At 69.5% G+C, this 20,145-nt stretch carries 19 protein-coding genes; 9 read left to right on the top strand and 10 right to left on the bottom strand.

Annotated features, from left to right (window positions below; genetic code table 11):
- Positions 1–64: 64 nt before the first annotated feature.
- Positions 65–646 (bottom strand): hypothetical protein, encoded by a 582-nt coding sequence (locus ABT015_RS13105; RefSeq protein ID WP_350878972.1) that lies wholly within the window; start codon positions 644–646, stop codon positions 65–67.
- Between the two features lie 128 nt (positions 647–774).
- Positions 775–1,725 (bottom strand): alpha/beta fold hydrolase, encoded by a 951-nt coding sequence (locus ABT015_RS13110; RefSeq protein ID WP_350878974.1) that lies wholly within the window; start codon positions 1,723–1,725, stop codon positions 775–777.
- Positions 1,726–1,935: 210 nt separating this feature from the next.
- Between ABT015_RS13110 and ABT015_RS13115 the strand changes: the two genes are divergently transcribed.
- A complete protein-coding gene (locus ABT015_RS13115; RefSeq protein WP_350878976.1) occupies positions 1,936–2,547 on the top strand; it encodes a TetR/AcrR family transcriptional regulator in 612 nt (203 codons plus the stop codon).
- A gap of 209 nt (positions 2,548–2,756) precedes the next feature.
- Complete coding sequence (locus ABT015_RS13120; RefSeq protein ID WP_350878977.1) at positions 2,757–3,086, top strand: hypothetical protein; 330 nt, start codon at positions 2,757–2,759, stop codon at positions 3,084–3,086.
- Between the two features lie 203 nt (positions 3,087–3,289).
- On the opposite strand, the gene ABT015_RS13125 is transcribed toward ABT015_RS13120, so the two are convergent.
- The 3 genes from ABT015_RS13125 to ABT015_RS13140 all read right to left on the bottom strand — a co-directional run bounded on the left by ABT015_RS13125 (position 3,290) and on the right by ABT015_RS13140 (position 6,383).
- The gene (locus tag ABT015_RS13125; protein ID WP_350878978.1) at positions 3,290–3,811 is read right to left on the bottom strand and encodes a SixA phosphatase family protein; all 522 of its coding nucleotides are present in this window, start codon (positions 3,809–3,811) and stop codon (positions 3,290–3,292) included.
- A 656-nt stretch (positions 3,812–4,467) separates the two neighbouring features.
- Entirely contained in the window at positions 4,468–4,941 is a 474-nt protein-coding gene (locus ABT015_RS13135; protein WP_350878980.1) for an SMI1/KNR4 family protein, read from the bottom strand.
- Positions 4,942–6,140: 1,199 nt separating this feature from the next.
- Entirely contained in the window at positions 6,141–6,383 is a 243-nt protein-coding gene (locus ABT015_RS13140) for a hypothetical protein (protein WP_350878981.1), read from the bottom strand.
- 2,993 nt (positions 6,384–9,376) lie between these two features.
- On the opposite strand from ABT015_RS13140, the gene ABT015_RS13145 reads away from it, so the two are divergent.
- Entirely contained in the window at positions 9,377–9,601 is a 225-nt protein-coding gene (locus tag ABT015_RS13145; protein ID WP_350879013.1) for a hypothetical protein, read from the top strand.
- Between the two features lie 240 nt (positions 9,602–9,841).
- Positions 9,842–10,402 carry a hypothetical protein gene (locus tag ABT015_RS13150; RefSeq protein ID WP_350878982.1) on the top strand — a complete coding sequence of 187 codons (561 nt, stop codon included), beginning with the start codon at positions 9,842–9,844 and terminating at the stop codon, positions 10,400–10,402.
- An 89-nt stretch (positions 10,403–10,491) separates the two neighbouring features.
- On the opposite strand, the gene ABT015_RS13155 is transcribed toward ABT015_RS13150, so the two are convergent.
- From ABT015_RS13155 to ABT015_RS13165, 3 genes are read right to left on the bottom strand one after another with little or no spacing between them, the layout of a single operon-like run.
- Entirely contained in the window at positions 10,492–10,896 is a 405-nt protein-coding gene (locus tag ABT015_RS13155) for a DUF6009 family protein (protein ID WP_063352543.1), read from the bottom strand.
- Positions 10,893–12,497 (bottom strand): DNA primase family protein, encoded by a 1,605-nt coding sequence (locus ABT015_RS13160; protein ID WP_350878984.1) that lies wholly within the window; start codon positions 12,495–12,497, stop codon positions 10,893–10,895. Before ABT015_RS13160 ends, ABT015_RS13155 begins: the two co-directional genes overlap by 4 nt.
- Positions 12,494–13,597: a bifunctional DNA primase/polymerase gene (locus ABT015_RS13165; protein ID WP_350878985.1), complete on the bottom strand. Its 1,104-nt coding sequence runs from the start codon at positions 13,595–13,597 to the stop codon at positions 12,494–12,496. Before ABT015_RS13165 ends, ABT015_RS13160 begins: the two co-directional genes overlap by 4 nt.
- Before the next feature lie 977 nt (positions 13,598–14,574).
- Between ABT015_RS13165 and ABT015_RS13170 the strand changes: the two genes are divergently transcribed.
- The 3 genes from ABT015_RS13170 to ABT015_RS13180 all read left to right on the top strand — a co-directional run bounded on the left by ABT015_RS13170 (position 14,575) and on the right by ABT015_RS13180 (position 16,238).
- Positions 14,575–14,817 carry a plasmid mobilization protein gene (locus ABT015_RS13170; RefSeq protein ID WP_502897297.1) on the top strand — a complete coding sequence of 81 codons (243 nt, stop codon included), beginning with the start codon at positions 14,575–14,577 and terminating at the stop codon, positions 14,815–14,817.
- Positions 14,814–15,185, top strand: coding sequence for a fic family toxin-antitoxin system, toxin component (locus ABT015_RS13175; RefSeq protein WP_350878988.1), 372 nt, complete (start codon positions 14,814–14,816; stop codon positions 15,183–15,185). Before ABT015_RS13170 ends, ABT015_RS13175 begins: the two co-directional genes overlap by 4 nt.
- Before the next feature lie 444 nt (positions 15,186–15,629).
- A complete protein-coding gene (locus ABT015_RS13180; protein ID WP_350878990.1) occupies positions 15,630–16,238 on the top strand; it encodes a hypothetical protein in 609 nt (202 codons plus the stop codon).
- On the opposite strand, the gene ABT015_RS13185 is transcribed toward ABT015_RS13180, so the two are convergent.
- Positions 16,209–17,831, bottom strand: coding sequence for a bifunctional 3-(3-hydroxy-phenyl)propionate/3-hydroxycinnamic acid hydroxylase (locus ABT015_RS13185; RefSeq protein ID WP_350878992.1), 1,623 nt, complete (start codon positions 17,829–17,831; stop codon positions 16,209–16,211). The two genes, ABT015_RS13180 and ABT015_RS13185, sit on opposite strands and share 30 nt — an antisense overlap.
- 130 nt (positions 17,832–17,961) lie before the next feature.
- On the opposite strand from ABT015_RS13185, the gene ABT015_RS13190 reads away from it, so the two are divergent.
- The gene (locus tag ABT015_RS13190) at positions 17,962–18,882 is read left to right on the top strand and encodes a LysR family transcriptional regulator (RefSeq protein ID WP_350878994.1); all 921 of its coding nucleotides are present in this window, start codon (positions 17,962–17,964) and stop codon (positions 18,880–18,882) included.
- A gap of 74 nt (positions 18,883–18,956) precedes the next feature.
- Here the strand turns inward: ABT015_RS13190 and ABT015_RS13195 are convergent, their stop codons facing one another.
- Positions 18,957–19,376, bottom strand: coding sequence for a VOC family protein (locus ABT015_RS13195; protein WP_350878996.1), 420 nt, complete (start codon positions 19,374–19,376; stop codon positions 18,957–18,959).
- A gap of 223 nt (positions 19,377–19,599) precedes the next feature.
- Here ABT015_RS13195 and ABT015_RS13200 point away from each other — a divergent pair, with 223 nt between their 5' ends.
- A complete protein-coding gene (locus ABT015_RS13200; protein WP_350878997.1) occupies positions 19,600–20,013 on the top strand; it encodes a hypothetical protein in 414 nt (137 codons plus the stop codon).
- Positions 20,014–20,145: the final 132 nt, after the last annotated feature.

Below are 20,145 nucleotides of genomic sequence, written 5' to 3' on the forward strand. Positions count from 1 at the left end.
GTTCACCACTTCGGAAGGCTCGACGATCAACGCCTGTTCGATGTCCACGAGCAGGGGCAGCACCTCAGTAGAAGAAGAGGGACAGGTCTTCCAGCGAGCCCGGGCCGGTGAAGAAGCACTCTGCGGCAGCCAAGTTGTTCGCGAACCGTGGCTCGCGCTCGGCGAGCGCCTGGTTGAGATCCTGTCGTTGCTCCGAAGGCTGGTCACGGCTGGCGGCGTTGCGGTCCGCGATCGTCTCCAGCATCAACTGCTGCCATCGCTCGCCCTGTTCGGCGAGGGCGTAGATGCCCGAAAGCAGGTCGGCCATGCCCATGGGCCGGGTGAGGGACGAAGGGTCCCTGTCCACGACGGGACGAAGTTCCCAGCCGCCGGCTCGTGCGGCGAGCCGCAGTACGCCGGCCCAGTTCGCGATGCGTCCGAGGCGCACGTACGGCGACTCGTCGTCGTACGGGGGTAGATGGCCGCCGTGCAGGGGGTTGGTGGCCGTCATCACGTCGGCCAGGATCTGGCGCTCCGTCGCGGTCAGTACCCACGAGCCCTCCTGTTGAGCTTCCAGGGCGGCGCTGGTCCAGTCCTCGGCGGCAGCCAGCCGGGAGGCGAAGTCCGCCGGGTCGTCGACGAGGAGTGGTGCGGGCTCAGTGGTCACAGCGGTCAGTATCCGACGCCTACCGACGGGCGTTCGAGACGGGACGGGCAACGATCGTCGAGGCCGTGTACGCGGAGTCGACCTCGCGGGTCGGGACGGGTGGGGCCGACACGGGCCCTGGGGGCCTCCTAGGAGCCCTCCCCGTCCCGGTACGGGGCCAGAAAGGCGGTCAGGGCGGCCAGCATCGCCTGCGGGGCCTCCTCGGCCGGGTAGTGGCCGCAGTCGGGCAGGACGAGGCCCCGCACGTCGTCGGCGGCGAGTTTCATCGTCTCGCTGACGGAGGCGCCCAGGTTCTCCGCTCCTCCGATCGCCAGGACGGGCAGGGTCAGCCGTCGGGTCCTGCGCTCCTGGTTCTGAGCGATGGTCGTGTCGAGTGCACGGTAGAACTCGAAGCTGGCCCGCAGGGCTTCCGGGTCGGCGGCGAGGGTGTCGACGTAGTGCTGGACGGCGTAGTCGGGCAGTGCCTTCGCGGACTTCGTGGCGAACTGGTGGCCGAAGTAGAGGCGTTCGCGTCCGCTGACCAGCTGTTCGTTGACGCCGGTGAGGCGGTTGAAGGCGAAGTGCCAGAGGCGGTCGTTGGCCTCCCGGCTGGCGAGGAGAGGCGGTGAGGCGGACAGCCCCGGGATCGCGGCCTCGGCGACGGCGAGGCGGTCGAGCCGGTCAGGGTGGTCCGCAGCCAGGGCGTAACCGGTCCACATCCCGACGTCGTGGCCGACCAGGGCGAACCGCCGGTGCCCGAGCGCGTCCATCAGCGCCACCAGGTCGCGGGCGAGCGTGCCGGTGTCGTACCCGCCCGGGGGTTTGTCGGACAGTCCGACGCCTCGCGGGTCGACCGCGACGACCTGGAAGTCCTGTGCCAGCGCCTGCATCAGGAGACGCCAGGCGTACCACGTCTGGGGCCAGCCGGCCACCAGCAGCAGCGCAGGCCCTTCGCCGCCGGTGACGGCGTGCAGGCGCAGTTCGCCGGTGTCGACGTAGCGACTGGTGAAGGTGCCGGCGAAGCCGGCCGGGAGGTTCGGCACCTGGGAGACGGAACCGCGGCCTTCGGGCGTGGGCGGGCGGGTCGGCAACAGACTCATGATCATCCTTCGGAGGCACAGGGTTGACGGGTCCGCCGAGACGGCGGGAACCGCTCCGGTCCGGCTGACGGCTGACGGCTGACGGCTGACGGCTGACACGCTAGCCATCTTGGACTGATCAGTCAAAGATGAACTGACCGATCGGTCCAAGATGCGGGTAGGCTCGTCGCGAAGACGTGGGACAGCAGAGAAGCAGGAGAGGTACACACCGTGTCCGGCCGGAAACAGTTCGACATCAGCGCGGCACTGGACCAGGCCATGCAGGTGTTCTGGCAGCGCGGATACGCCGACGCCTCGCTCGATGCCCTCGGTTCGGCCACCGGCCTCGGCCGCGGCTCCCTCTACGGCGCCTTCGGCAACAAGGACGCCCTGTTCGGCCAGTGCCTCGACCGCTACGCGTCGATCTACGGCGAGCAGTACGAGCAGGCGCTCGCGGCACACCCCGGTGATCCGGTGCGCGCGGTCGAGGCGTTCTTCGGCGTCGTCCTGGACCGCATCGCCGACCCGTCGGTCCCCTCGGGGTGCCTCATCGCCCAGTCCGCCGCGCAGTCGTCGACGCTGAAGGACGAGAACAGCGCACAGGTGCGCGGCCTGCTCGACGTACAGCGCCAACGGGTGCGCACGGCCCTGACGGACTCCTCGGCCGACACCCGGACGCTCGACGAGCTCGCCGTATTCGTCGTCGCCGTCAACCAGTCGCTGGCCGTACTCAGCCGCGCCGGCACCCCCGACGCCGAACTGCGCTCCGTGGCCCGGCTCGCCTGCACGACAGTGGCCGACACCCTCGCCCGGGCAGCGCCCGAGGACCTCACCCGCGGCTGACCAGCGCGCAGGACGAAGGCAACAGCCATCCCGCCATCGACTTCCCGGCGCTACGACGGCCCGGTCACGGACCAGGCCGCACGGCAGGCACGGCGTCGAACCGACCGAGCTCTAACGGGCATTGGAGAAGCACCATGCACCCCTGCGCAGCGCCTGAAGCCCGGACGAGGCGGACGGCATGGGCCGCGTGGGCGGCGTGGGCGGCCCCGGTGCTGGTCAACGTCGCGCTGGGGTTCGCCGCCCTGGTCCCGCTGATGTTCACGTTGGTGTTCTTCCTCAACTACCCGTTGGTCTGGCTCGGGCTCGGACAGCGCGAACCCACCGAGAACGACGGCCCGATGGTGTGGGTGGTGGCCGGCGTCGTCGTCTGGACGGTATTCGGCCTGCTGTGGTGGCTGGTCAACCTCGGGCTCCGCGGGCTGACCGGCCTACGGGGCCGCCGTTACTGGTGGGTGAGTGCCGGACTGCTCCTGGTGCCCACGCTCGTCTTCTCCCCGTTGCCCGACGGCCCCTGGACCGTGCTGCGCTGGCTGGCCTGACCGGCCCGTCCTCGGCCCCTCCCCCAACCGCACGGGTACCCGTGCCCGTGCCCGTGCCCGTGCCGCAGCCGATGACCTTGCAGGACATCCTCAACTGGCAGGGCGTCCCGGTGGCCTGGCACTGCCGGGTGAACTGGTTGCGGTCGTAGTCGCTCCAACCGGCGTGGGACGCCGGGCGCATCGACGCCCCGGGGTGCGCCTTCTCAACCTTGCGACGGCGTCCAGAACGCGGTGATCCTCGCGGCTCCGGGCCCGATCCCCTGCCAGGAACCGTCGAACTCCAGGACGGCCACGGAGGCGGTCGGGAACCCGGACTCCTCCACCCGCTGCGAGAGGTCTCCGTCGGCCGTTCCGACGAGTAGCCGGACCAGCTCGGGCAGGCTCGGATTGTGTCCGACGACGACCAGGTCGCCCACGTCGTCCGAACTCCCCCGCACCATCGCGACCAGCTCGCCGATCCCCGCTTCCCCCCGATGGATCTTCACACTGAGGTCGTAGAGCCCCTGCTCGTGGACCGTCTCGGGGAGTCGCGGCAACGCGGCGCCCACGTGTTCCCAGGTCTCCCTGGTCCGGCGGGCGCCGGACACCCGCGCGAGATCGGGCGTGATGCCGGAACCCGCGAGCCATCGTCCGGCCCGGGACGCCTCCTCCCGCCCCTGCTCGTCGAGACGCCGTTCCTTGTCGACCGCCGTCTCCCGTTCGGCCTGCGCATGACGGATCAGCACAAGCCTTCGGCCGGTACCCACGATCACGTTGACCTCCCCATGTCCGCGGGCCGTGGCGCGGCCCGGCGGAATCACTTGACCCTTTGCATCCGAACACTATCCGGCGCGGGTTGCTGATCGTTTCGGAATGCTGTCCGGTGTCGCCGGAAACAGATGATGCTGCAGGCGAGTTCGAGGAGATCCTGGTGGAGGCCGGCGCATCGCTCGTAGCCGATGCGGAGTCGCTTGAACTGGTACAGCCAGGCGCAGGCGCGCTCGACGGCCAGCGCACTTTGGACGGCTTCGCGAAGGCCTCCGCCATCGGGAGCCGTTCGCGGGCGACTTCCAGCCGACAGGCGCGGAACTTCTCGCGCAGACAGTGGAGTTCGGCCAATCCGGCACCGTACTCGCGACGGTCATGTCGCGCCCGATGACCAGATACCTGCAACTGGCTTTCACGGCAGGCCTCGTGCGGGGTGCGATGACACACCACATCACGGGCTCTTCAACCAGGCGGCCGGCAACCCGAAGACCAGCTCGCCCAGTTCAGGTGCTGCGTTCCCGACGCCCGAGCGGACTTTCACAAAGGTCTTGTTGTTCAACCGAGTTCCGTTCGTTCGGCAAGATCTATTGGCCAACTACCTTGACATAGAAGCGAATTGATGACCGTAACTGGCTCAACTTGATCGCGGCCGTCGTGATGCGGCACCACCTGGGCAACGGCGCCAACCAGTGAGGTAGGCGGCGCCGTAGTAGGCCACCCTCCCGAGGCGGTTGCACCACAGGCCGGTCCTGGCGTTGACGAAGTGCTCGTCGCCGTCGCGGCCGGCGAACGGGGCCCACCGCGCTCCCCACCACGGGTCATCCAGCTGGTCCGGATCGTCGGCGTCCCAGATCCTCATCCGCAGGGTGCGGATCTCGGCGATCCTTTCCGTGGAGTACGGGGGCCACACGGACGGAAGGACAGCGATGCAGGTGTCGTCTCCGTCGTGGCACAGCAGCGACTCGCGCAGATCGGCGGGGATCTCGAACGCGAGCCGCCCCTCGGTGCACCCGACGGCTTCGGGCGATGCGCGCGGGCGAAGCTCGGCCAGGCTGGCCGGTGCGTTCTTCGCCAGCCAGGCATCAATGAGGCCCCAGGGCTCGGTCACCGCATCCGCACCGCCCCATCTCTTCTTTATGCGAACCAAATGCCGAAGGGCCCGGCCGCCGCAGGAAGGCTACGGGTCGGCATGCCCGGCACCAGGTCGTCCGAAAACAGCGCCGTATCGAGATTTGTTTATTACTGGTCTTCTGATGTCTTTTGTGTTCAGGCCCTTGAACGTGAAGTGGCCTGCGGCCTGCAACCTGCCTCTGACCGCTGAGGGGTCGGCTCCCGAGGCCTCGAAGAGGCCACTCGCGCTCACACCTACGCCGGACGGGTGCCGAACATCGCGCCCACTCCTCCTTCCGATGGAAGGTCGTCCCCGGCTCCCCCACCTCCTGGCCGACCCGGGTTCGTGGCAGCACCGAGGTACCGGCCATCCGTGCCACCATCAGGCTGGCCGCGGCTGCGGCCGCCGTCGTAAAGCCCGTCACGAGAACTCGCCTCAGCGACTACGACGATGACGGGCACTACCACGTCGAGGAGCTGGCCCTCCTCGATGCGGATGCGATCCTCGCCATGCTGAGGGCGCTGTGCCCGCGGCCTGCTGGCGGGGCTGCCTGCTGGTGCAGACACGGAGCCTGGCGTACCGGCTCGTGTCTCTGCCACGGTCGGGCGAGCCAGCACTGATGCGGAAGGCGGCACAGAGCCTGTGGCTGCAAAGCCCGGATTGGGACGACGTCGAGACTGCGGTGAGCACTTCCGAGGCCATCGGTCCGACCGGATACGAGCTGACGGTTCGATCATGAAGGCAGAGGCGCCGTAGACCAGGTCAAGCGGCGGACGTGGAGATGGCGAACTCGACGCCGCTTCGGAAGGAGTCAACCCGGACGGCGTGGGTCAGCGGTACGGGATCCCCTTGAATGAGCCGGAACCCGAACCCGGGTCCGAGCCCTGGTTGTGTCACACGTGAGCGTGCGCTGGCCAGCCAGCTGATCCGGATGCTGATGCTGCTCCCCCATCGAAACCCTCGAATTTTCTGCGGAAAATCCGTCGGCTGACTGGTCGACAGACCGGGCTCCGACCGGCGCGAGCGCTGTGCCCCGGTTCCCAGCAAGCGGCCCCCGCCCTCGCGACACAGGAATTGCCGCCGGCTTCGGCTCCCCTTCGGTCTCCTACGAGGGAGCACCTATCACGGCAGGTAGGGGTGGTCCTCTCCCCCACTGAGGCACGCTGTGAAAGTGATCAAGCCGATCGCCTGATACGTCACAACCCCTGGATGGCTTCACCCAAGTCGGGACCGTAGGCGACCCAGCAGATGATTGAGCCGTCGAGGTCGAGCTCGCCCATGTACCAGTCGTCGTCCGCTCGCACGAGGCACAGGCCGTGAAAGGACAGGATGACATCGGGTCGGAGTGAGACGTAGTCCGCGCGACCGTGCTCCTCGACCACGACCAGTCGTTCGAGGGTGAGCAAGGCAGCTTCAGAATCCCCTGCTGCGGAGCGCACTCGCTCGATCGTCCAGCCGTCGGGCAGTCCATCGTTACCGCCGCGTGATCGCAGCGAGGGGCGTTTCGCAGCTACTCGTATATGGCGGCGATCGACGCGGTTGCCTCGTAGCGGACAGCCAACTCGTCATACCCCGTCGCCGGCGTCGAGCTTCTTTCGGCTACGGATCTGGTAGGTCTGCCCCAGGATGGTGTTGATGGATGCCGCGCCTGCACAGGTAGGCACGGTTCGTCCGAGAGTCATAGAGCCTCTCAACGCGGACCGTGGCAAGACGCGCGCGGTCATCCGCCACCGAGGCGAAGAGCAACAGCGGCCTTGCCCCTGCCCGACCGCCGACGAGTTTTCTGCGGAAAATCGGCGGGCCGCGACCCCTGGCCCGGACACAGTCGTGCTGTCCGGAGCCTGCTGCGACGACGACCCAGCTGCCTACGCCGGGCGCAGGAGCACCCAGCACGCTGGTTCCGGTAGGCGCCGCCAATGGGCACAACCACGATGACGAACATTCATCGTGGGCCACACCCATCCAGCCCGAGGCAGATGCGCCGCTTCCTCCATGCCGGATCGGTCACCTCAACGACTCCCCCACACACGACTGAGACTCCGGCACAACCGCAGGCCAATGATGCGACCCGCCGGCCCACCCCACATGGTCCAGCCAGGCAAGCCCGCAGGGTCGTTCGCCAACCGGCTGGGGCCCCTCGGATTGCGGTGAACCGCGCTGCGAAATTTTCCGCAGAAAAGTCGGTGGACCCAAGGAAGGGCGCTGGGGCAGCCCGGGGGACTGCTGGGTTGTCCCTGATGACTCGACGCGCCGTCCGGAGCTCGCTGCGCGACTATTGCCTGCCGGCCAGCCAGCAGACGCGGCATCTACTTCAAGCTGGATCAGTCGCCTCCGCGACTCCCACACACAAGGCTGAGTCCCCGTCACAGCCGCGGGCCGATGGCATGACACCGCCGGAAAGGACCGACACACTCTGCCCGGGCTCGCCCCCATGGCCGTTCGCTAGGCCCTGCCCGGCCGATCTTGCCGGACAGGGCCTAGCTGGCCGAGTGGCGCTCTCTTCGGATCGCGGAACCAGGAAGCCCGGCTACTGCACCACGTCGCGGAATTTTCTGCAGAAAATTCCGAGGCCCCAAGGAGAACACCTGGACGGCCCAAGAGACTGACAGGTTCCCCGAGACGACGTCACATGCCGCCCGGACCCTCTCCAACGACGTGTGCTCGCCATACTCTGCCAACGGCAGCGCGCGAATCCATGAACCCGATGCCAGCCAGCGCACACACCTGCTCTGCCGACCATCCGCCACCGGGGCAAGGAGCCGTGGAAGTTCTGCCCACGACTGCCCTGGATGCGGAAAATTTTCCGCAGAAAATCGCCTGCTCCAAGCTCGCTTCGAGTCGAGTTGCCCGCTGGCCCAGCCGGGCGTTGAAGTGCCCACCGCACTGGTTCTGGTAGGCGACGACGGCGGGCACTGCCACGATGGCCACCATCCATCCTCAACCACGCCCGTCCAGGTCGAGACTGACATCCCGTTTCCTCCCGCGCCCAATCGGCAGCTTCGGCAGCTCGCACACACAGCTGAGCCCCACCGCAACCGCAGGCCGATCCCGAGGCTCTCCGCCAGGAAAGGCACCAGCGCAGTGTGACCGGGACCGCCACCAGGTCGTTCGCCGGCCAGCCGACTGCCGCTCTCTTCGGATCGCGGGACCAGGAAGCCCGGCTACTGCACCACGTCGCGGAATTTTCTGCAGAAAATTCCGAGGCCCCAAGGAGAACACCTGGACGGCCCAAGAGACTGACAGGTTCCCCGAGACGACGTCACATGCCGCCCGGACCCGACTCCAACAGCGTGCGTCCGCCATGCTGCGTCAACGGCAGCGAACGCGCGCGAATCCATGAACCCGATGCTGGCCAGCGCACGCAGCTGCTTGCCGGCCATCCACCGGCGAGGCAAGAAGCGACAGAAGGTTCTGCCCCACGCTGTCCTGGCAGGGAGAATTTTCTGCAGAAAATCGCCCAGCCGTGGTCCCTTAGGCGGGACAGCATTGTGCCCGTGCCGAGCGCAGGAGCGCCCACCACACTGGTTCTGGTAGGCGACGACGGTGGGCGCTGCCAGGATGGAGACCATCTATCCTCAACCGCGCCCGTCCAGGGCGGGACAGAATCCCGTTCCGTCCCCCGCTGAACCGGCCACTTCGACCGCTCCCCCACACACAGTTGAACCCCATCCCAACCGGAAGCCGATACTGGGACCCTCCGCCGGAATGGACCAACGCACTCTGCCCTGGCCTGCCCACAAGATCGTTCGCCAGCCGGCCGAGTGCCGTTCCCTTCAGAGCGCTATGGAGCAGACAGCCGGGCTGCTGGACCATGCCGCGAAATTTTCCGCAGAAAATTCGGGGCCTCAGAAGGACACTGAGACGGCCCGCCTTCGCCCATGGCAAGCGAGGGCACAGCTCGGGCGAGCCTCCCGCCTTGGCCGCGACGTCGAGAACGACTGCCCCAGGCCGTGTCAGTCAACCTGATCCACTGCGGCCGAACTACGGCCGAAGGTCCGCTGGCGGGCCGCCGATTCCGCAGTGCCCAGTCCGAACGCGCAGAATTTTCCGCAGAAAATCCGGCGGTGGAGAGCAGAGCCAGCGGGGGAGCGGCAGCCCGATCCAGATGACGCGTCGGCCGCACTCGCTCACTGCCTCCTGAATTTTCTGCGGAAAATTCAGGAGGCAGTGAATGGTCGATCAAGTCGGCAGCTTCCGACGAACCCGTCGACGCGGTGCTCGCATACCCTGAGCAGAAGGTCCGCCGCGCCTTCGCCCGCAACCGGCACGCCGCTCCCGAACAGCACGGCCGGCTGGTCCACGACCCCGATCCGGACGTGCGCAAGCGGGTGGCCACCAGAGCCGATCTGGACCCGCCGCTCCTGGCGGAACTGGCCCAGGACCGGGACAACGCCGTACGAACCCGGGCCCTGCTGCACCCACTGCCGCGGACCTGGCCGCAGCGCGCCGCCATCGACCAGGTCTTCGGACACACCACCGAGAACCCCGTGTCCGTCAAGCCGCGGCAGCCAATCCGTGCCTTCCTCTCGACCTGCTCTCAGCTCTGCTGAACGACCCGGAGCTCGCGGAAGGAGCCGCAGCCAACCCGAACCTGTCAGCTGACCGCCTCCACGAGTTGCTCGACCTCTGCGGACTGCCCGGAGCCGCAACCTCGTGAGGCCCCGACGGCCGCGGGGTCTCAGCGGCCGCTCCCCATGCCCAGGAGGCGAAGTGACGGCTCTGCGGCAGCGTCCGAACTACGCGCCGTCGCCTTTGGCGAACGTGTGGTTCTCGAACGAACTGGCGTGCCCGTGGCCAAGTCCGTAGCCGGAGGCGACGACCCGGGAGCGCCCGGTTAGGCTGAAGCGGCACGTCAACGGCCGTGGGAGGCCGGGGACGGTCCTGAACGAGGGGGAGCATGAGCGAGCTCGACGACCTGCGGATGCGCCTGGCGGCACTGGAGACGGAGGTCGACCGGCTTCGGAAGGAGTCCGCCGCGTCACGCACGGGGGCGGCGGTGGCCGGCCGTGGCGGTGCGAAGGCAGGGAGAGCCGCGAAGGCACATACGTCGCCGCGCGGCCGCACCCAGGTGGAGGACGAGACCACCACGGGGGAGAGGACGGCGGAGAGGCCGGGGGAGAGGGAGGCCGAGACCGGTCAGGCGATGACCTGCCTCGCCGAGGCGCTCGGTGTGCTGGGCGCCGGGCGGGTCCGCCAGGTCGAGGTCCCGCAGACCCAAGTCCTCCGGGCCCGAGTCCTCCAGAGCGAAACCCTACGGATCCAAACGCTGCAACCCGAAAAGCCCCGGGCCGAAGCCCCACAGGCCGGCGTTCCGCAAGCAGAGGTTCCGCAGGCCCTCACCCCAGCCCTGGAGCCTCAGGGCCGTACGCCCTCGCAGCACGGCCGGTTCCTGGACAGCCTCCTGGCGGGGCAGTCGGCTCTCTTCGAGGAGAAGCGCCGCCCGGACGCCGAGCCGTAACCGCCGGAGCCGGACGAAAAGCAGCCGCCTGAGCAGAACGGCGTGGGTGTGAGTGCACCCACGCCGATACGGTCACGCCTTCGGAACGGTCACGCCTTCGGAAGCGTTATCCCCAGTTCGAGCATCGCCGGCGAGGCCGGGCCGCCCTCGGAGCGCTCGGTCTTGTACCCCTTGACGCCGGGGGCGACAGTGCGCGGGTCGACGGCTTCGGAGGGGGCGCCGGTGGAGTAGAGGCCCTCGGGGTCCTGGTCGCGGTCGTGTGGCAGGAGCCAGAAGACGCGGCGGCGGAAGGTGCCGGAGGCCCGGGAGGACCTGGCGTCGGGGCCGAGGATGGCGTAGCCGACCATGCGGCCGTCGCGGTGGTAGGCGGGACGGCCGCGACGGGTGGTGAGACGGTCCAGGGACTGGCGCACGTAGTCGAGGTCGGTGGTGTCCTCAAGCCAGACGAGATCGGTTTCGTGGGCGAGCTCGGCCGGGTCGATCAGCGCGCTCACGCGTTCTGCTCCTCTGTGTCGTCGGTGATCAGGCCGATGCCCGGGTAGTACTTGCGACTGTTGGACAGGACCATCTCCTTGGGGGAGGTCATACCCAGTGTCTCGCGAACTCGTGCAGCGAACGCACGACCGGATACGGGATTGGCGCCTTCGAATCCGCACCAGCGGGTGTACGCGCCGAAGAGCTGGGACTGTTCGGCGCGCATGCCCTCGCCTGTGATGCAGGCCTCCTTGAGGAAGCGGCCGACGTGGTCCTCGGTCTCGGCGTAGGCGGTGGTGGCGACCTGGACGCGCTGGGGGCCGGCGAGGTCCTTCTCGCCGGCGAAGTAGCGGCGGGCGCCGTCGATGAGCCAGGCGAGGATGCCGGGGCCCTCCTCGGCGACGAGGACGTGGGCCAGGTTGTCGATCTTACGTTCCTCGGGGACGACCCGTTCGAACGGGATCAGGCGCATGCGGCGCCAGAAGGCGAAGCCGCCGGTGCCGACCTCGGGGCGGTGGTTGCCGAGCAGCCAGAGCTTGTGGGTCGGTTCGAAGGAGAAGAAGTCCTGGCGCATCCGGCGGGCCTTGATCTTGTCGCCGCCGGTGAGGAGCTTCACCCGGGCCTCGTCGAAGCGGTCGCCAGGCTTGAGTTCGGAGCAGACGATGATGCGCCGGCCGTGGAGTTCGGCGAGGTCCGTGGGGTGCCCGTCGAAGGTCTTGGCCATCAGGAAGCCGGGCGGGGCCGCGTCCGCGTAGTCGCCGAGGAGCTGGATCATGACGTCCAGCAGGACGCTCTTGCCGTTCTTGCCCTGGCCGTAGAGGAACGGCATGACCTGGGCGCCGACGTCGCCGCTGATCGAGTAGCCGAGCAGCAGGTGGAGGAAGTCGCGGGTCTGCCGGCCTTCCTTGTCGTCGCCGAAGGTGTCGGTGAGGAAGCGGTCCCAGCGCGGGGTCCGCATCCGGGCGGGGGCCAGGGTGGTGGAGCGGGAGTGGTGGTGGACCTTCGGGTCGGGCGGGACGATGGCGCCGGTGCGCAGGTCGACCACGCCGCCGGGGGTGCACAGGGCGTAGGCGTCCGCGTCCAGGAGGGCGGCGTTGAGGACCATGCCCGGGGCGGACTTGGCCTGGGCGAGCATGGCGTTCATGCCCGAGGTGGAGAGGGCCCGGCGGCGGTGCCGACGCAGATCGGTGTTGGTGTAGACGCCGCGGGAGTCGTGGGTGGCGATGCTCTCGGCCATCTCGCCGGCGGCCCACAGGACGGTGTCGTCCTCGTCGAGCTGCCAGCGGTGCGCCGCCCAGCGGTACCAGCCGAGGCCGGGGACGTGGCGGTAGTCGCCTCCGTAGAGGTGGACGAAGAGCTTGGCGTTGCCCCGGTCGGACAGCGAGTCCGGCAGGAGGCCGTGCGCGCTCGCCTCCGGACCCGCCGGGGCCTGCTTGGCCTCCTGAACAGGCTCGGGAGCCGGCGCGGGTTCGGCGGACGGGGTGTCGAGAAGGCTCTCCTGGACGGGGGTTCCGTGCCAGGGTGGTGGGGAGGCTGGGCCGGGGACCGGCGGGTACTCCAGGATCTGCTGGGCCGTGGCCACGGGATCGAAGACCGTCCTCTTGCGGGTGCTGTCGTTCATCCGCGTGCCTTCCCAACGTGCAGGGGCTGTCGGGCGCCGGCCGCGAGGCCGGAACGGATGACGGCGGAGCTTTGCCTGTCCTGGCTGGGGCGGGCGGTGCGGGCCGCGTCCAGCAGGAGCCGCTCGGCGGCGGTGTGGGTCAGGTGACCGGCGGAGACCAGGCCTCCCATCGTGTAGGCGGCGCGATTGAGTTTCCCGGTGAAACCGGCCCCCTCGGGGATGGTGGCACAGTCGGTGACGTCCTGGAGGACGGTGTCGAGGACTCGCTCGGCACCGCGCTTGCCGCCGCCTGCCGCCACGACGGCCGCGCGGCCACGGTCGGGGACGGACGGCTGGGAGGGGCGCTGGTTGCCGGGCTGGTCCTTGAGGTGGCCGGTGCGGACGAGTTCGTCGCTGAGCCACTGGGGCAGGGGCGCGGGGGTCCTTGCCCCGGGGAGCGCGGTGTAGGTACCGGCGGTGGTCACGGTGCCGGGGGCGACGATGTAGCCGCCATGGGCACGCACGTCGACCTGCCAGGCCAGGGCCCGGCCGTTGGAGGAGCCGGTGGAGCAGGCGAACCTGCGGGGGGCGTCCTCCTGGTACCAGATGTGCAGGCCACCGGAGGGGGTGCGCACCCGCAGGGTTTCGGTGTCCGTCGCAGGATCAGGAGCCTGGCGCAGGGCCGCGAGCAGAGCGAGGGTGTGGTACCCGTTCTCGAGACCGTCGAGGTTGACGTTCTCGTGGATCGGGATTCCAGGCAGGATCCGGTCCCGGGCGGGGACGGCGCTGGGGTGACTGTCGACGTCGATGACGACGAGGCCCGCCGGGCCACAGGCGACCCCGGTACCGAAGTCCGGGTTGACGCGCCACCAGGCGGTGAGCACGTCCTGGTCGAGAGTGGCCGCGTGGAAACCGTGGCACCAGCGACCAGCCTCAGGGCACGGGCAGTCGGCGGGACTGTGAGCCGGCTCCTGGCAGGGCTGGCAGTTGGCGGGCGGGGTCTTGCGACCTGGTGCGAGCGGGTGCACGGGCCAACCCTGGACTGCGCACCAGCGCGCGACGGCCAGCGCATCCGGCTGGCGAAACGCTCGGTCGCTCCCCACGGCCTTAGGCGCCGTCACGCTGGTCCCTCTCCCCATGGTTGGTAGCTGCTCGGACTTGAGTCGCTCGTTCAGTCGCTGAGGGCAAATAGCCAGGTCAGGGCACTGGTGGGCGCCGGATCAGCGACTGAAGCGACCGAAGTCCAGAAGATAGCTCACACAGACTATCCGAGCGAGGACGTGGGGACGCGAACCGCCGGAGTCTGCGGCAAAACTCAGCTACCGAAACCCGGGCCAGCGACTGACCCCGTTCAGTCGCTGGTTTCGGTCTTCCGGCATTTTCGCAGGTCAAAACCGGTTTTAACAGCAAAAAGCGACTGAAGCGACTGTAGCCCGGGTCTATAACGCGCACACGCACAGGGGAATGTCTTCATATACCTGACCTTGAGTCGCTTCGGTCGCTGACGGGGTGGGTGAACCTACCCTGACCTGGGATTTTTCCCAGCGACTGAACCTCAGCGACTGAAAGCGACTGAGTCTCTCGGGCACTGTTCCCCGGCGTGTCGCCGGACCAGGTTCTCGTGGAAGTCCCCGACTTGGGTCGCTTGGGTCGCTTCAGTAGCTCCGCCTCAGGCCCGGGAGAGTCGCTTTGTGGCTGTGACCTGGGACTATGTCCGCAGGAGCGATCAGTGACCGAACACTTCCAGCACTGAGTCGCTGAGTCGCTTCGGTCGCCCCTGCCCTCCGAGGACAGTGTCGTTGCCCTGCTGTCCCGGCACGTACGGCCTTTTGTGGCACTGGATCCGGGTCAGTCGCTGGAGGCCTGAGCCGGCGGAGAGCCCGTAGCCCCAGGACGTGACTCGGCAGGGCAGCTACTGAAGCGACCCAAGCGACCGAGACTCCGACTTGGGCGAGAAAGCCAGGGTGCCGAGGCACCGTCGACCGTCAGCCGAGTTTGGTCGCTGAGGACGTGCCGCCCCCCGCCGGGTGGTCTGGGGTGTCCGACACGCCGCCTTCAGACTTGTAGCGGGGTGTACCCCGAACTACGATTCGCCGTTATGAAGCAGCTGAACGTGCGACTGGACGACGCCGTCCACGAAGCGCTGGAGCAGCGGGCGGAGGCCGCGGGGCTCAGCCTGACGGACTATGCCCGCAAGGTGCTCGCAGAGGAGGCGGACGAGCGGCGCGAACGGTTCCTGACAGCCGCGGCGCACTTCGCGCCGACGTGGGCACCGGCGTTCGAGGCCGAGTTCGGGCCCTACCCGCAGAGCACCCGTGACGCCGTGGCGGACGCCGCGTGATCCTCCGGATAGACCGGGCGTGGCTGCTTGACATCGTCCACCAGTTCCTGCCCGCCGATCCGGACGTCACCGACTACGGCACCCTCGCCGCCGCGGTCGCCCGACACCTCGACGAGGTCGTGGACGTGCCGGTGTACGGCGAGGTGCACCAGCGGGCCGCCGCCCTCATGCACCAGCTGATCCGCGTGCCGGCCCTGGAGTTCGCCAACGAGCACTTCGCCGCTGTCGTGGCCGCCTCGTACCTCAGTGCCTCCGGGGTCATCGTCACCGCGGAGCCGAAGCAGGCCGCCGACCTGGCCGCCCGCATCCGCGCTGGGGACGCGGACGTCCGCGAGACGGCGGCCGCCGTCCGCACCTGGTACCGCTGACCTCGGTCGACGGCCGGTCAGCCGGGGGAGAGCCCTGCGGCGCTGCCCGGTGGCGAGTGGCGGGCACCGAGGGCACGGCCCCAGCAGCGACCGAAGGCACCGGACAGCGACCGAGCAAGCCACCGTCCCGTAAGGGCGGCAACTCGTCCAGGCCCTGGGCGGTTTCCTCCTGGAGGGCACCGGCCTCGCCTGCATCGCCGCCGACGCCCGCGCCGTCACCGGCCACGCCGACAGCTGGATACGGCTGCCCGACCTCGACTACTGGGAGCAGTGAGGGCACTGACCCGTCCGTAGGCCCGGGCTGGGCTGGGTGGGTGGTGTCCGAGGGCCCACCGGTGTGGTGACAAGCCGTGGCGGGAGGCGGTGGCGGGAGGCTGGTGCCCCGTTGACGGACGAGGAGAGCCTGTGAGTGGGCGCAGCAGCCCTGGAAGTGCCCACGGCCCCGTGTCCGGGTCCACGGGCACCGGCGGGGGACGGACGGCCGGTGATGCCGGTGTGCTGGGGACGGCGCTCGGCGCGGTGCTGGCGTTCTCGCTCGCGCAGGGGTCATGGCAGTGGTTCTCCACCTATCTCGGGGTGACGCTGCTCGCGGTGGTCCTGTCGTTCGGTCGTGCGCCACTGCCGGTACCGGGTCGGCGGGCGGCCTACGGGCGGAGCCTGGTGGCGTATTCGCTGGTCGTGGGGCTGTGCGTGGCGTTGGCGCTGGCTCCGGCACTTCAGCGCTGGAACTGGCTGTTACCCATGCCGGGGACGCGGAGCGGGTGCGTCGAGGCCGGCCGCTACGAGGTGCTGCGGACGCAGGCCACGCTGGGGGACCTGGCCGGGCGCGCCGGTGACGCGTTGGCGTACGTGCAGCGGGAGCAGGGCCGCCAGGCCGTCGACGTCTGTCTGTCGGCGACGACGACGCGGTGGCTGCCGGTGTACGCGCTGGGGGCGGCCCTGCTGGTGGGCGTGGGTTCGTGGGTGTGGGCGCGGTTCCGGGCGCGGGACACGGCGGCGGGGCCGGCTGAGCGGGTTCCGGGCTCAGGTGCCGGGGGTGAGGAGGGCCAGTAGCTGGTTCGCCACCGCGTCGGCGTCCGGCCCGGCTGCGTAGACGTAGTTGTCGGGGCGCACGGCGGCAGCGGTGGCGCCGAGGTCGGACAGCCAGCGACGGTGGGTGCCGTCCGGGTCGGCGACGACGGATCCGGGGGCGGTGGCTCCGGCGTGAACGGCTCCGGCGTGAACGGTTCCGGCGGCTCCGGCGGCGGTGCCTGTGGCGGTGGGGCCGAAGCCGACGACCGTGACGCCCAGGTCGCTGAGCTGGGCCCGGTTCAGCCGGGGGAGGGCCTGCTCGGCGACCAGCAGCCGGAAGCCTCCGCCGACGATGTCGTCGAGCAGGCCCGTCCGTCGGCCGTCGCTCACCCGGCCCTGGACGGACAGTCGGCCTCCGCCGGAGGCGAACAGGCCGGGGCCGAGGTCGGGCAGCTGGATCCGGTCCGGCTCCCGGAGCGCGCGTCGGTGGGCCATCAGCGTGCGGTCGCGCTCGCGGGCGAGCACCGGGTCCCGCAGGGTGTGCTGGCGGCCGAGTTCCATGCTCGTGGCCGTCACGCCGCGCACGTGCGGCTCCCGCTCGCTCTGGTAGGTGTCGAGCACCTCGGCGCCCCGGATACCGCGCAGCACGAGATCCAGCTTGAAGGCGATGTTGAGTGCGTCCCGTATCCCCGAGCAGAGCCCTTGCCCCAGGAAGGGCGGCATCTGGTGTGCGGCGTCGCCCGCGAGCAGGACCCGGCCGTCCCGCCAGCGCCTCGCGACCAGCGACTGAAAGGTGTAGGTGGCGGTTCGGGCGAGGTCGGCGTCGTTGCGGGACAGGTAGCGGGCCACGCGGGACCACACGCCGTCCGCCGCACGTTCCCGCCCGAGGTCGTCGCCATCGTCGAGCAGGAAGCAGAAGCGCTGGCGTTCGGCACCGGTGGTGATGACGGTGGTCGGTCCCTCGGGATCGCCGATCTGCAGCATCGACGGCAGTCCCAACTCGGCCGCGGGGCGCCGGAGGGTGAAGTCGCAGACCAGCCAGGGTTCGGAGAAACCGAGGTCGTCCTGCTCGACGCCGAGGGCGTTCCGCACGAAGCTGTTCCCGCCGTCGCAGCCGATCACGTAGCGCGCCGCGAAGGTCGCACCGTCCGACGTGTTCAGGGTGACCTGGTCACGGCACTGGGACAGGCCGGTGACGGTGGTGCCGAAACGGAGATCGACGTTCGGCATCGAGGTGCACAACGAGTGCAGCGCCGTCTCCAGGTCGGGCTGGTGGAACTGGTAGAGGTCGGCCCAACCGCTGGCGCCGACGTGGCGGAACACCTGCCGGATGAGGAGGTCACCCGCCCCGTTGCGCCACTCGTACGCGTCCTGTGTGCGCAGGGTGGGCGCCAGTTCGTCGACGAGTCCGAGCCCCTGCAGCGCGCGCATGATCTCGCCGTCGAAGCTGGCGGCCCGCGGGAGGCCGTACAGGCCGGGGTAGCGTTCCAGCACCACGACCGAGTGCCCGGCCTTGCCCAGCAGGGCCGCGAGCGTCATGCCGACCGGCCCGCAGCCGACTACGGCGATTTCGACGGTTTCGGTGGCTTCGGCAGGGGACGGCGTCCGGTTCTCAGGGTGCCTGGCGTTCGGCATGTCCGCAGCTCCTCGTGGATGGGACGGAGGGTGTGGTGGCCACGACGTCAGTTTCGAACGCTCCTGACGCGATGTCTAATGCATGCTTTGCACAGGGAGTTTGCGTCAGACGCAAACGAAGGGGGCGTCCGTGGCCGACCAGTTGGACCTCAACCTCTTACGCGTGTTCGACGCGTTGATGGACACCGGCAGCGTGTCCGCGGCCGCGACGCGCCTTCATCTGTCCATTCCGGCCACCAGCAGGGCCCTGGGCCGGCTGCGACGGGCGATGAACGACCAGATCCTGGTGCGCGCCGGCCGGGGCCTCGTGCCCACCCCGTTTGCCCAGCGGTCGGCCGTCAGGGTCAAGGCGCTGCTGGAGGCTGCGGCCGAACTCCGGGTGGATGCTGCGGGAAGCGACCCGCGGTCGTGGCGGCGCACCTTCGCGATCCGCGTCAACGACGGGCTCAGCCCCGTCCTCGCGCCCCGCCTCACCCACCGGATCGCCGCCGAGGCACCCGAGGTCCGCCTGCGGTTCGTCGCCCAGGACTCCAAGGAACCCGACCGGCTACGCGACGGCTCGCTCGACCTCGACATCGGCGTCGCCGACCCGCCCCCTCCGGACGTGCGCGCACGAACGCTGTTCTCCGACCACTTCGTCGCCGTGGTGGCGGCGCACTCCGCGCTGGGCCAGGCCGCACGGCTGACGGTGGACGACCTGTGCGCCCACCCGCACATCTCCGCCTCCCGCCGAGGCCTCGCGCACGGGCCGCTGGACGAGGCCCTTCACCGCCTGGGCCGCTCCCGCCGCGTCGTCGCCGTGGTTCCCTCCTTCGCCGTGGCGGCCCTGATGGCGCTGGAGGGAGACGTCATCTGCCTCGGCCCCCGGGTGGTGGCGGAGCACCTCGTCGAGCGACAGGTGCCCCTCCGGTGGCACAAGGTGCCGCTGGAGATGCCGGCGGCCGACATCGAACTGCGCTGGCACCGCCGACTCGACGACGATCCCGCGTCCCGGTGGCTCCGCCGCCACGTGCTGGAAGCCGTCCGACCGCTCGCCGCCACGCCGCGCTGAACCGGACGTGAGAACCGCGTCACTGCCCGGAGAGCACCGCAGCGCCCCGGCCGTCGACGAGCGGCTGTGACCAGCTACTGCGGGGCAGCCGGCCGTTGCGCGGGGGAGTCGCAGGAAGACATCGCCGCGCGGTCGGACGCACTGCGGAGAACACAGAATTCATTGCCCTCAGGGTCCGCGAGGACGGCCCAGCCGGCACCATCGGGTTCCCGGCGGTCGTCGACGAGGGTGGCCCCGAGGTTCAGCAGCCGCTCGACCTCCTCCTCGCGGGTGGTCTCCGGACGCAGGCACAGGTGGACCCTGTTCTTGGTGGTCTTCGGTTCCGGCACCTGGTGGAAGTACAACAGCTGGCCCGCCGGCAGCATCACCGCGGTCTCCGGATCACCCGGGCCGTCCTCCGGGTGCACCGGATGACCGAGCACCTCACTCCAGAACCGAGCCAGCCCGTAGGCATCCGCACAGTCGATCGCCACGTTCTGCAACACCGAGACCATGCACGCGAGCCTGCCCGAAGCACCGCTCGGTCCGCTACCGAATTGCGGCCGGACAACACCGGCGGGGGTTGGGAACTCCGAGGCATCGCCGACTGTTACAAGGCGGTGACGATCCGCTCACAACCGAAGCGTGGAGCGCGGCGTCCCTACAGATGACAGAGCCCGAATCGCGCCGACCGTGCTCTTCGGGCCGAGCAATCACCTCCCCTTGAAAGGGGCACCCGTGATCGTCTCCAAGCGGAACTCCCTGCGTCTGGCCGCCGTGACCACCGTCGCCGTGCTCTCCCTCGGGCTGGCGGGCACCGCCGCCATGGCGGCCGCCCCGGCCGCCTACCCCACGTCCACCACGCAGCAGGCCGCCGCGCAGGCCAGCATCACCGCCAAGCCGTCCGTCACGTCTGTGCAGGCCTGGCAGCTGTTCCGGGTCAACGGCACCACCACCGGTCTCAAGGCGGGCACCAAGGTGACCCTGCAGCAGAAGCAGCACGGCAAGTGGGTCACCCTGCCGGCCTCCGTCCCCACCAACCACAACGGTTCCTACTCGCTCGGCGTGAAGCTCGGCATCAAGGGCCTGAACGAGCTGCGCATCGTCAGCGGAGACGTCGCCTCCCCCGTGTTCACCGTGACCGTGCGCTGACCCACGGCCCACGGCCACGGCCCACGGCGCCCGCCGTCGGGCGGTGCGGTGCCCGCTCCGGAGCGGGCCCCACGAAGGAGTATCGGACGGTAGGGCAAGAGTCTCGTAGCAGAGCGTGGTCAAACAGTTGCA

Source organism: Kitasatospora sp. NPDC094016, assembly GCF_040304045.1.
Lineage (GTDB): Bacteria > Actinomycetota > Actinomycetes > Streptomycetales > Streptomycetaceae > Kitasatospora.